Origin of the sequence: Rhizobium sp. K102, from assembly GCF_022385315.1 — a bacterium.
Lineage (GTDB): Bacteria > Pseudomonadota > Alphaproteobacteria > Rhizobiales > Rhizobiaceae > Rhizobium > Rhizobium croatiense.
Genome location: NZ_CP092436.1, coordinates 374,787 through 386,999, shown reverse-complemented (window position 1 = coordinate 386,999; position 12,213 = coordinate 374,787). Strand labels below are relative to the sequence as shown.

Below are 12,213 nucleotides of genomic sequence, written 5' to 3'. Positions count from 1 at the left end.
TGCCGCACGAAGGAAGAAAGCCCCCCGGATGAGCCACCGAAGCCCTGCGGCCTGAGCCCGCCCGTATAGTTCGGTCACTCCGCGTTAGCTCACCGGAGCAACACTCAGTCGATCTCGGGCAAGGGCGAGACTGCTGGTGCGTTCAGCACCGTTCCATCCACCGCGAAGTGAGATCCGTGGCATGGACAGTCCCAGCACCGTTCCAGGGAGTTCCAGTGCACGTGGCAGCCGACATGCGTGCATGTGGCAGATCGCCTGTGCAGCGTGCCATCGTCGCTGCGGAACGCTGCGATCTTGGTCATTCCTTCGCGGACGATAGCACCTTCTCCCGGTCGCAGCCGATCGACAGACTCGATTTCGCCGGGCGCAACATACTCGGCGAAGTTCTTGATCATTGTCGCGTTCTCGGCAACGTAATTGCCGACCGCGCTCACCGTCTTCCGGGACGGCTCGTAGAGTTCCCGCCAGGGACTGTCACCCCGAGAATGATCTCGGAAATCAGGAGTGAGGCCACCACGCCGTGGGTCATGCCCTCGCCGGAATCTCCGGTGACCACAAAAATTCGTTCGTTGCCGGGATTGCGGCCGATGAAGCCGGCGTAGTCGATTGTCTCCATCACCTGCCCGGACCATCGATGGGTTTCGGCGCCAAGATCGGGCACCAGTCGTCTGATCCAGGACGTCAAGGCGGCGAAGCGCTCGTCGGCGGCGTCGATCACGCCAGTCTTGTGGTCCTCGCCACCAACAATGAGGACGTCGCTCTCGTCCTCGCCGGTATGAAGGCGGACGTAGTGGTACGGGTCATCGGTGTCCCAGTAGAGACCATCCGGTACGATGCCGCGCCCGACCTCGAACGCCATTGCGTAGGTCCGATAGGGTGCCTGCTTCGTGTGGATCGCGACCCTGTCGTTGATGGGCGAATTGGTCGCCACGATGGCCCACCTGGCCGTAACGTTGAGGCCGGAGGTCGTTTCCACGCGCACCCCGCCGGCGGTTTCCTCGACCCTGTCGACGATCGTCTCGCTGTAGAGCGTGCCGCCGCGCGCCCGAATTCCGGCGGCAAGACCGCGCAGATACCTAAGCGGATGGAACGTCGCCTGATCCGGATACCGCAGAGCGGGGGTGTCCGGGTAGCCCGCAAGCGGCAACCTCGCGACTTCCTCGACCGCGATGCCTACCTTCAGGCCGGCCTCGAGCTCACGCTGGAGATCGGCTTTCGCCCTTCCAGAGGCGGGAAAGAGAAAGCCGTCGAGCCGACGGAAGTCGCAGGCTATGCGCTCCGCGCCCTGGATCGCCTCGATGCGAGCGATCGCCGCGGAGTGGCTCTGAAAATAGAGGCGCGCCAGCTCCTCGCCGCGCAACCCGATTAGTTCCGAAAAGTAGTCGTCGCATACCGACGTGAGGTGTGCAGTCGTGCGGGCCGTCATGCCGCCGCCTATCCGGCCTCGGTCGAGGACTGCAACCTTCTGCCCCGCGGCGGCCAGCTCGTACGCGATCGACATGCCTGCAATTCCAGAGCCCACCACGACGACGTCGAAGTCTTCGTTGCGGGCGAGAGGCGCTGCGTCGGGCGCGACCTCGATGTCTGACCAGAGAGACACGGTTCGTTCGTCGCTCGCATTCATGCGGAGTTTCTCCTAGTCCTATCCGCAGTAAATGGGCGGATGAACCGAAATGTTCCGAGCGGAGCCTGACGGGCGGGAGCCAGGGACTCCCTTGCTACTTTAGCAGTCTATAATATAATTGGTGGGAGTTGTTGTCATTGACGTAAATCTAGATGCGCAGGCCGAAAACGCCGGCTGCGTGGAGGGAATTCTATGTCTCTGCACTCTCAGGGTACCGCAGCACTTTTTCTTCTTCTCCTCTCTTCAACGATGATTCCCGCTGCTGCCCAAACGTCCAAAAGTCCCACTGTCGGCGGTCGGGACTTTGACGCAGCGGCGGCCGATCAAGCAAGACGATACCTGGAGGAGGGCCGCGAGACGTTCCGTTTCGACACGTTCGGTAGCGAGGACTTCTGGGGAGGCAAACTCAAGCTTCACGAGGCGATCGCGGGTGAGAAGCTGGACGGCAAAGGACCAGGCCTCAGTCCTAAGAAAGCTCTGGAGCTCGGGTTGAAGGTCGACGTTAACGCCATTCCAAAGGACGTCGCCTTTGCGCTTGGTAAAGGCGAGGTTGATCTCGACGATCCGGCCAGCACACTCCTTCTGCTGAAGGCAAATGCCGTTGTGGGGGTAACCGGATTCTTCGACGCGGACGGAAAGACGCTGACGTCGGTCGGAATCCAGTGTGCCGTTTGCCATTCGACGGTCGACGACGCCTACGCTCCCGGCATCGGCCACCGGCTGGATGGCTGGCCCAACCGCGACCTGAACATCGGTGCGATCGTCGCGCTAGCGCCTGACCTCACGGCATTCACCGAGATGCTGCAGGTTTCGGAAGCCGAGGTGAAGAAGGCGGTGGAAGCCTGGGGGCCCGGCAAGTTCGATGCCCAACTCAACCTGGATGGAAAGGCATTCCGGCCAGACGGCAAGACGTCTGCCACGCTCAATCCGCCCGCATTCGGATTGGCGGGCGTTAACAACCATACCTGGACGGGAGCCTGGGGGACCGTCAGCTACTGGAACGCCTATGTCGGCAACCTCGAAATGCACGGCAAAGGCACGTTCTACGATCCGCGTCTCGACGACGCCGAGAAATATCCGGTCGCCGCTAGGACAAAGCAGGGCCACAAGCAGGACAAGGAAGACCGGATCACCGCCAAACTTCCGGCGCTGCATTTTTACCAGCTGTCCTTGCCTACTCCGCGGCCGCCGGAAGGCACATTCGACAATGCGGCGGCGGAAGAAGGAAAGATCCTCTTCAACGACAAGGCCAAGTGCGCCACCTGCCATGTGCCGCCGCTCTTCACCGAACCTGGCTGGAACCTGCACACGGCGGACGAGATCGGGATAGACGATTTCCAGGCGAAACGAGCCCCGGACGACCGCTACCGGACAGCGCCACTGCGGGCCTTGTGGAACGTGGACAAGGTCCACAAGGGTGGCTTCTACCACGACGGGCGGTTCGCCACGCTGGAAGACGTCGTCGCGCACTATAACGACCATTTGAAGTTAAACCTGAGCGCTGAGGAAAAAGGCGACCTCATCGAATATTTGAAGTCGCTCTAACCAACTCCATCCCTGACGACAGGGTGTTGCCTAACGCTCCTGAGACAGGTCATGAGGTGCCCCGCAGGGCCTCGAAGGGCGAGGCCGGTGCGCCAACGCCCCGCGAAGGAAGAAAGCTCTGCGACCTGAGCCCTACGCCCGCCCATCCGGCAAGGTCAAAATCACCGGCCCGTTCCGCGTCGCAACCACCGTGTGCTCATATTGCACGGTCGGTGCCTTCGGATCGGCATAGAGCGTCCATGCATCGTCGCCGCCCTCGGCCCAGGTCGCGCCGAGCGAAAGGAACGGCTCGACCGTAAAGACGAGACCGTCCGTCATGACACGCTTCTCCGAAGGATCGGGCCAGGTGGAGAGCTCGGCTGGGTCTTCGTGCAGCGAACGGCCGACGCCGTGGCTCGCCAGATTGGCAACCAGCGTATAGCGGTTCTTCTGGGCGAAAGCGCCGACGGCGGTGCCGATCTTTGCCAGCGGCTCACCCGATTTCACTTGGTTGAGCCCGACCCAGAGCGCCCGCCTGCCGTCGCGGCAGAGCCGTTCGATCTTCGGCTTGACCGGCGGCACTGCGAAGGAAGCACCGGTATCGGCGAAGAAGCCGTCCTTCTCGGCCGAGACGTCGATATTGATGAGGTCGCCGGCCTGGATGACACGTGGCCCGGGAATGCCGTGGGCGATTTCCTCGTTGACGCTGATGCAGGTCGCACCGGGAAACTGGTAGCAGAACTCCGGCGCCGAGCGCGCGCCGGAATCCTCAAGCACCTTGCGGCCGATCCGATCGAGCTCCAGCGTCGTCATGCCCGGCTCCATCGCTGCCGCCATCACCTGGATGGCGTTGGCGCAGATCCGGCCGATCTCCTTGAGCTTTGTCAGTTCATCGTCGTTTGCGATAACCATTCGTCTCTTCCGGCCTTGCGCGGGCGCGGCGCGGCCGCCTCAAGCCGTGGCTTTCGCCCCTTCGCCCCTTTCAGTCAATGCCTTTCTGACGATCGGGGCGACTTTCGTCCCGTAGAGCTCGATGCCGCGCATGATCTCAACATGCGGCATCAGGCCGATCGCCATCTGCAGCAGGAAGCGGTCGTTCCTGAACAGCGTGTGATGGGCGACGATCTTTTCCGCGACCGCCTCGGGATCGCCGACAAAAAGCGCACCGTTCGGCCCACGCGACAGATCGAAATGCGCCCGGCTGGTCGGTCCCCAGCCGCGCTCGCGGCCGATGCGGTTCATCACTTCCGCCTGCGGCCCGTAAAACTGCTCGGCGGCGGCCGCGGTCGTATCGGCGATGAAGCCGTGAACATTGATGCTGGTCTTCAGCTTCGCCTGATCCTGCCCTGCCCGCCGCGCCGCCTCGCGGTAGAGATCGAAAAGCGGCGCAAAACGGCGCGGCTCTCCGCCGATGATGGCGAGTGCCACCGGCAGTCCGAGCGCGCCGGCGCGCGCCACCGACTGCGGTGTGCCACCGACCGCGACCCACAACGGCAGCGGATCCTGCAGCGGCCTCGGATAGACGCCGCGTCCGCGGATCGGCGCGCGAAGCTCGCCCTCCCATTCCACCGTCTCGCTGTTGCGCAGCGCCAGGAGCAGATCGAGCTTCTCCTCGAAAAGCTGGTCGTAATCCTCGAGATTGTAGCCAAACAGCGCGAAGGACTCGATGAAAGAGCCACGCCCTGCCATGATCTCGGCCCGGCCGTTGGAAATGAGATCAAGCGTCGCAAACTGCTGGAAGACGCGCACGGGATCATCCGAGGAAAGCACGGTGACGGCGCTGGTCAGGCGGATGTTTTTGGTCTTGACGGCCGCGGCCGCCAACGCCACCGCAGGGGCTGACGCCGCATAATCCGGCCGATGATGTTCGCCGAGCCCGAAGACATCGAGGCCCACCTGGTCGGCAAGCTCGATCTCCTCGATCAGATGCTTCAGCCGTTCGGCCCCTTCCGCACCCTTGCTGCGGGAAGGATTGGGATTGACGTCGGCGAATGTGTAAAGCCCCAATTCCATGGTCGGCATCCCGTTGAATTCAACCTGGAGATAAGGACCGGCGAGCGGCAACGCAAATACAAAGTCTGGAACGGAATGTTCGAGAATTTCGATAGCGATGCGGGGCTTATGGCAGCGTAGGAAAGAGTCTTTGCGCCGTAGACACGGCGCTGCTGGATTCCTGTGACCGGCACAGGAATGAGGGAGAGAGGGGATCAACCTGCGCTCCATATCCTCTATCATTCAAAGCGGAATGTGCAGAGCCAGATCAGAGCGAAGAGGGTCGTTTTGGAGCACTGCGGACACCAGGACAACCACACCAATGTCTTTACGCCATACTTCGACGTAAAGCCTGGCGTCAGTTCGTCCTGATGCTCATATAGCCGACCTGCAAGGTCACGCGTCACGCCGGTATAGAGCGTGCCATCGCGCTGATGCGAGGATGTAGACGTAACCTTCATGCCGGTAGATTGGCACAGGTAACATCCCGCGTCGACAGCAACACCTGCCCAACCGAATCCCAATTCCAATCTGAAATTCAATAACTTCCAAGCCTCGGCGGAATCATCTTCCAAGCCACTTCACGGCGCACGTGAAGCATGAGGGCGGCGCGGGCCTCCACCGCGCCGCCCTCAACACTTCACATCTTCGCCAGCAGTTCCGCCAGCTGATCGGCAGCCTTGCCCCATCCCTCGTGGAATCCCATCTTCTCGTGCTCTTCCTTGTCCTCGGCGCGCCAGTGCAGCGCCTTGGCAGTATACTTCGTGCGGCCATTGCCGAGATCTTCGAGCAGGATGACGCCAGTGAAGAAAGGTTTATCAGCGGGCACCCAGGCGCTGGTATAGGCGTCGGTGAAAACGATCTTCTCGTTCTCGACGATCTCGAGATAGACGCCGCGGTTCGGATACTGATTGCCCTCGGGATCCTGCATGACGACGACATTGGAGCCGCCGGGGCGGACGTCGAGCGTCGCTTCCGCCACGCCCCAGGGGCGCGGTACGAACCACTGCTTCAGCAGGTCGGGATCGGTCCATGCCGTGTAGATCTTCTCGCGCGGGGCGTCGAATTCGCGAACCAGGGTGAGTTCATGTTGCGTGCTTGCGGTCATTTCGACATCTCTCCATTTGAGTGAAACCTGTTTCCTGTCAGGTTGTTACAAGGACGTGTCGAAGTTCGCCGTTCCGACACCGCGCCAATTTTTCCTGATTTAATTTGCGATCGGCTGCGTGGGCTCTTCCTGCATCTTGTCGATCTGCCGGCGGATATGAGCTGCCTCGGCCGCCGAATGGGCAAGCGCGATGGCATGGTCGAAGGCCTCGCGCGCCTGGTGGGTCATGCCTAGCTGCTTCAGCAGCCCGCCCCGCAGACCGTGATAGTAGAAATAGCCGCCGAGTTTCTCGCCCAGCGGATCGATGAGATCGAGCGCCTGCTGCGGCCCGTGCAGCTTGGAAACGACGACCGCGCGGTTAAGCGTCACGACAGGCGAGGGCTGCACACGCTCCAGCGCGCGGTAAAGCAGATCGATCTCGACCCAGTCGGTATCCTCGGCACGTTTCGCGCGGGAATGGATGGCGGCAATGGCCGCCTGAAGCTGATACGGGCCGGGCCGGCGGTGCCGCAGCGCCTTGTCGAGCAGCGCCAGGGCTTCGTTGATGAAGGGCTGGCTCCAAAGCGAGCGGTCCTGATCTTCAAGCAGCACGATTTCGCCCTCGGCGCTGAAGCGCGCCGGCCGGCGCGAGATTTGCAGGAGCATGAGCGCGAGCAGCCCCATCAGCTCCGGTTCCGCCGGGAAAATATGCAGCATCAGCCGCGCCAGCCGGATCGCCTCGTCGCTGAAGGCGGCCGCCTCATGCTTGGGGTCGGCCTGGCTGTAGCCCTCGTTGAAGATGAGATAGATCATCGTGCTGACGATCGAGAGACGTTCAGCCCTCTCCTCGGGGCTCGGCGTTTCGAAAGGCACGCCTGCCTTGGCGACACGCGCCTTCGCCCGGGTAATGCGCTGCTCCATGGCGCTTTCCGAAACCAGGAAAGCGCGCGCGATCTGCGTCACCGAAAGGCCGGACACGATACGCAGCGCCAGCGCAATCTGCTGGGTGGCCGGCAGATCCGGATGGCAGCAGATGAAGAGAAGCCGCAGAATGTCGTCGCGATAATTGGAATCGTCCAGCCGCTCGGCGATATCGCTTTCGGCATCCTCGGTATCGGAAATGACCTCCTCGTCCGGCAGCGCCTGGAGCTTCGTCCGCTTGCGCACCGCATCGATCCCGCTGTTGCGGCCAACGAAGATAAGCCAGGCTGTCGGATCGCGCGGCGGCCCTTTCTCCGGCCATGTCCGGATCGCCCTCAGACATGCCTCCTGAAACGCCTCTTCCGCCGTGTCGAGATCGCGGAAATAGCGCAGCAACGCACCGAGCGCCTTCGGGCGGGCCGAGGCAAGAGCAAGGTCGATCCAGGCAATATCGGTCATGATGCAGCATTTCCCGGCCTGAAGACGTAGAAAGGCCGAATTTCGTAAGAGGTGGAACCCGGATTGACGGATGAAAGCTGCTTCGAGAAGGCGACCGCCTCGTCGAGGGTTTCGAAGTCAACCACGTAGAAGCCGAGAAGTGCCTCTTTGGTTTCCGCAAAAGGCCCGTCGATGACCAAGGGCTCGTCCTTGCCTTTGCGCACGGTGGTCGCAGCCGTCGTCGGCATCAGCCGCCCGACGGGGCCGAGCTTGCCGGATCTGGCCAGCGGCTCCTGCACGGCGTAAAGCTTCTCCATGACGGCAGCCTCTTCCTCCTGGGTCCAGGCGAAGACGGTTTCCTCGTGGGCGTAGCAAAGGATTGCATAAAGCATCGGGTCACTCCTCTTTCCGAATGACGAAGGAGTAACCGCTTAGCCGACAGGCCGCATCAAAAAATTATCAAGAAAACGGCGCTGAGAGCCAGACCCTACCCGCCGAAACAGGCAACGCTACGGTGCTGTTTGCGATCGCGCCTCACCCCTCGCTCAGCGTCCGCCGGACCGCGCTCCTCCAGCCCTTGAGCTTGGCCGCCCGCACCTTGTCATCCATGTTGGGCTCGAAGCGCCGGTCGCGTTTCCACCTCGCCGAAAAGCCATCCCGGTCCGGCCAGACCCCTGCCCGGCTGCCGGCGAGCCAGGCCGCACCGAGTGCAGTCGTTTCGAGAATGACCGGGCGGTCGACCGGGGCATCGAGCAGATCGGCGAGCCGTTGCATCGTCCAGTCGGAGGCCACCATGCCGCCATCGACGCGCAGCACCGTGTCGTCGCCGGCATTCTTCCAGTCCTTCTGCATGGCATCGAGGAGATCGCGGGTCTGGTAACAGACCGCTTCGAGGGCCGCTCTCGAAAGTTCCGCCGGACCGCTGTTGCGTGTCAGTCCGAAGATCGCACCCCGCGCCTTGGCATCCCAGTGCGGCGCGCCAAGCCCGGTGAAGGCGGGGACGAGATAAACGTCCTGCGTCGGATCGGCCTTCTCGGCAAGCGCATTAGTCTCGGAGGCGCTGCCGATGATCCCGAGCCCGTCCCGCAGCCATTGCACCGCCGCCCCGGCGATGAAGATAGAACCCTCGAGCGCATAAGTCGTCTCGCCGTCCAGACGATAGGCGATGGTGGTCAGCAGCCGGTTTTTCGAGCGCACCATATCGGCGCCCGTGTTGAGCAGCGCGAAACAGCCGGTGCCGTAGGTCGATTTCATCATACCTGGTGCAAAGCAGGCCTGACCGATGGTGGCCGCCTGCTGGTCGCCGGCAACACCGAGGATCGGGATCGCCGCGCCGAAGATCTCAGGATCGACCGTGCCGAAATCGGCGGAGCAATCCATGACTTTAGGCAGCATGGCGGCAGGCACCCTGAGAATCTCGAGCAAATCTTCGTCCCAGGCGTTGTCGACGATGTTGTACATCAACGTGCGCGAGGCATTGGTGGCGTCGGTCACGAAGCTCTTGCCGCCGGTCAGCCGCCAGATCAGGAAAGTGTCGATCGTACCAAAGCAGAGATCGCCCCTGGCGGCACGCGCACGCGCGCCCTTCACGTTGGCGAGCATCCAGGAAAGCTTCGTTCCGGAAAAATAGGGGTCGAGGAGCAGGCCGGTCTTCCTGGTGAAGAGCCGCTCGAGATCCTGCCGTTTCAGATTATCGCAATAGCTCGCGGTGCGCCGGTCCTGCCAGACGATGGCATTCTGGATTGGCCGGCCGGTCTCGCGCTCCCAGACAACGACCGTCTCGCGCTGATTGGTGATGCCGAGCGCAGCAACATCCCTCGCCGTAATCCCGGCGTCGCGCAACGCCATGTTGACGGTGGAGACGACCGAGTCCCAGATCTCCTCGGGATCGTGCTCGACCCAGCCCGAGCGCGGATAGATCTGGGTGAATTCCTTCTGGCCCTTGCCGGCGACATGCATGTCGCCATCGAAGACGATCGCCCGTGTCGACGTCGTTCCCTGATCGATCGCCAGAACATATCCGCTCATTAAATCCTCCCGAGGCATGTCGATTGTCGAGGCAAATCAATAGGACACGGATGCGGGCGAGAAAAGCGAATAAAGCGGAATTGCCAGCCTGCCGGCTTTGGGCATAACCTCGCCATAACGTTGCAACGCAGCATCGCGATGTCAGGAGAAAACAGCATGAGCAGATCAGTCATCGTCACCGGCTCCACCAGCGGCATCGGCCTGGCAATCGCCACCGCCTTTGCCGAAACCGGCGACAATGTCGTCATCAATGGTTTCGGAAATGCCGATGAAATCAAGGCGATCGTCGAGCGCCTTGAATCGGTGTCGAAGGCCCGGGCGATCTATCATCCGGCCGACATGACCAAGCCCGCCGAGATCGCCAACCTGATCGAAACGGCGGCGAAGAACTTCGGCACCGTCGATGTCCTCGTCAACAATGCCGGCATCCAGCATGTCGAGAAGATCGAGGATTTCCCGATCGAGAAGTGGGATCAGATTATCGCCATCAATCTGTCGAGCTCCTTTCACACCATGCGCGCCGCCATCCCGCTGATGAAGGCGAGAAAGCATGGCCGGATCATCAATATCGCCTCGGCCCACGGGCTCGTCGCCTCCCCCTTCAAATCCGCCTATGTCGCGGCAAAACATGGTATATTAGGCCTGACGAAGACAGCGGCGCTGGAGCTTGCCGAATTCGGCGTGACGGTGAACGCCATCTGCCCCGGCTATGTGCTGACGCCCCTGGTCGAAAAACAGATACCGGATACCGCCAGGGCCCGCGGCATGACCGAGGAGCAGGTGAAGAGCGAGGTCATCCTCAAGGCGCAGCCGACCCGTGAATTCGTCAAGGCCGAAGAGATCGGCGCCCTGTCGCTTTACCTCGCCAGCGACGCCGCCCGGCAGGTGACCGGAACGCATATCTCGATTGACGGTGGCTGGACGGCGGCTTAACCATCTGGAAAAAACAACCGGGAACATCATGAACGACAGCATCCGCTTCATCCTGAACGGCGAAGATATCGCGCTCGCCAATGTCGGGCCGACCGAGACACTTCTCGATTTTCTGCGGATGAAGCGGCGGCTGACGGGCACCAAGGAAGGATGCGCCGAAGGTGACTGCGGCGCCTGCACCGTGCTTGTCGGGCGGCTGGCCGACGGCAAGCTCGCTTACGAATCGGTCAATGCCTGCATCCGTTTCATGGGCTCACTGCATGCCACGCACGTGGTGACGGTCGAGCATCTGGCCGGCCGGGACGGCGCGCTACATCCGGTGCAGCAGGCGCTGGTCGACTGTCATGGCTCGCAGTGCGGCTTCTGCACCCCGGGCTTCGTCATGTCGCTCTACGGGCTGTGGCTGACGAAGGAAAAACCCGGCCGCCGCGAGATCGAAAAGGCGCTGCAGGGCAATCTCTGTCGCTGCACCGGCTACGAGCCGATCGTCAAAGCCGCCGAGCAGGTCAGCCTGCAGCGGCCGAGCGCGCTCTTCGACCCGCTGCAGCGGACGCGCTCGGAAATTGTCGCGCGGCTCTGGGCTATGCAGGCGAGCGGCACCATGCGGATTGCCAGCGGCGAAGACCGGCTGATCGTTCCGGCTTCGCTCCAGGCGCTGGCGGAAGTCCTCTCTGAGGAACCCGACGCGACCGTCATTGCCGGCGCGACCGATGTCGGTCTCTGGGTGACGAAGCAGATGCGCCGGCTGAGCCCGGTCGTTTTCATCAATCATCTGAGCGAATTGCAGTCGGTGACGGAAAGCGATGATGGCGTCACCATCGGCGCCGGCGTCAGCTACAGCAGGGCCTTCGAGGCGATTTCCAGCAAGATCCCAGCGCTCGGGCGGCTGATAGACCGCATCGGCGGCGAGCAGGTGCGCAACATGGGCACGATCGGCGGCAATATCGCCAACGGTTCGCCGATCGGCGACAGTCCCCCGCCGCTGATCGCCCTCGGCGCGACTCTGACCCTGCGCTCCCTGCAAGGGCAGCGCCGAATGCCGCTCGAGGATTTCTTCATCGCCTATGGCAAACAGGATCGCAGACCCGGCGAATTCGTCGAAAGCGTCTTCGTGCCCTATCCCAAGGCCGCCAGCCGCTTTGCCGCCTACAAGATCACCAAGCGCCGTGACGAGGACATCACCGCCGTGCTTGGCGCCTTTCTACTGACGCTCGACGAGGCCGAGACCATCACCGACATCCGCATCGCCTTCGGCGGCATGGCGGCAACGCCGAAACGCGCGCCGACAGTCGAGGCCGCGCTGATCGGCAAGCCGTGGACGGAAGCCTCGATCGACGCCGCCCGCCCCGCCTTCGACGCCGACTTCCAGCCGCTGACCGACTGGCGCGCCACGGCGGAATACCGGCAGCTGACGGCGAAGAACCTGCTGACGCGGTTCTATCTTGAGACCGTCGGCGCGCCGGCGGAGCTGAAGCGGTTCGAGGAGGTGGCGTGATGGTTTGTTCCGCTAGTCGGCCCGCGGCAGTCACCACTATGCCCCTCACCCTAACCCTCTCCCCGCCTGCGGGGAGAGGGGACGTGCCCTGCGAGAGGTGGCGAGGAACGGAGACGGCGCGGCATGTCCCTTCTCCCCGCAAGCGGGGAGAAGGTGGCGGCAGCCGGATGA

9 protein-coding genes and 2 pseudogenes are annotated in these 12,213 nt (G+C 62.5%); 3 read left to right on the top strand and 8 right to left on the bottom strand.

Translation table 11 applies throughout. The features are described 5' to 3' along the window. Positions 1-104: 104 nt before the first annotated feature. Positions 105-1,624: pseudogene (locus MHI61_RS07820) on the bottom strand (FAD-dependent oxidoreductase). 192 nt (positions 1,625-1,816) lie between these two features. On the opposite strand from MHI61_RS07820, the gene MHI61_RS07815 reads away from it, so the two are divergent. Beyond that, on the top strand, positions 1,817-3,169 hold the full coding sequence (locus MHI61_RS07815) for a hypothetical protein (protein WP_239791571.1): 1,353 nt from the start codon (positions 1,817-1,819) through the stop codon (positions 3,167-3,169). 132 nt (positions 3,170-3,301) lie between these two features. Here MHI61_RS07815 and map read toward each other — a convergent pair whose 3' ends face one another. From map to glpK, 7 genes and pseudogenes are all read right to left on the bottom strand, one after another. Further along, entirely contained in the window at positions 3,302-4,060 is a 759-nt protein-coding gene (map, locus tag MHI61_RS07810; protein WP_239791570.1) for a type I methionyl aminopeptidase, read from the bottom strand. Between the two features lie 39 nt (positions 4,061-4,099). After that, positions 4,100-5,161, bottom strand: a complete 1,062-nt coding sequence (locus MHI61_RS07805; protein ID WP_239791569.1) for an LLM class flavin-dependent oxidoreductase — start codon at positions 5,159-5,161, stop codon at positions 4,100-4,102. Positions 5,162-5,454: 293 nt separating this feature from the next. Continuing rightward, positions 5,455-5,626: pseudogene (locus tag MHI61_RS07800) on the bottom strand (GIY-YIG nuclease family protein); the annotation flags it as partial. Between the two features lie 154 nt (positions 5,627-5,780). Beyond that, positions 5,781-6,248 (bottom strand): SRPBCC family protein, encoded by a 468-nt coding sequence (locus MHI61_RS07795; RefSeq protein WP_239791568.1) that lies wholly within the window; start codon positions 6,246-6,248, stop codon positions 5,781-5,783. A gap of 99 nt (positions 6,249-6,347) precedes the next feature. Then, complete coding sequence (locus MHI61_RS07790) at positions 6,348-7,607, bottom strand: RNA polymerase sigma factor (RefSeq protein WP_239791567.1); 1,260 nt, start codon at positions 7,605-7,607, stop codon at positions 6,348-6,350. After that, positions 7,604-7,978, bottom strand: coding sequence for a YciI family protein (locus tag MHI61_RS07785; protein ID WP_239791566.1), 375 nt, complete (start codon positions 7,976-7,978; stop codon positions 7,604-7,606). The genes MHI61_RS07790 and MHI61_RS07785 overlap by 4 nt, the downstream gene beginning before the upstream one ends. A 142-nt stretch (positions 7,979-8,120) precedes the next feature. After that, positions 8,121-9,614, bottom strand: a complete 1,494-nt coding sequence (gene glpK / locus MHI61_RS07780) for a glycerol kinase GlpK (protein ID WP_239791565.1) — start codon at positions 9,612-9,614, stop codon at positions 8,121-8,123. A 156-nt stretch (positions 9,615-9,770) separates the two neighbouring features. Between glpK and MHI61_RS07775 the strand changes: the two genes are divergently transcribed. Together MHI61_RS07775 and xdhA are read left to right on the top strand one after the other, a co-directional pair. After that, positions 9,771-10,547: a 3-hydroxybutyrate dehydrogenase gene (locus MHI61_RS07775; protein ID WP_239791564.1), complete on the top strand. Its 777-nt coding sequence runs from the start codon at positions 9,771-9,773 to the stop codon at positions 10,545-10,547. Positions 10,548-10,575: 28 nt separating this feature from the next. Next, positions 10,576-12,042: a xanthine dehydrogenase small subunit gene (gene xdhA / locus MHI61_RS07770; RefSeq protein WP_239791563.1), complete on the top strand. Its 1,467-nt coding sequence runs from the start codon at positions 10,576-10,578 to the stop codon at positions 12,040-12,042. Positions 12,043-12,213: the final 171 nt, after the last annotated feature.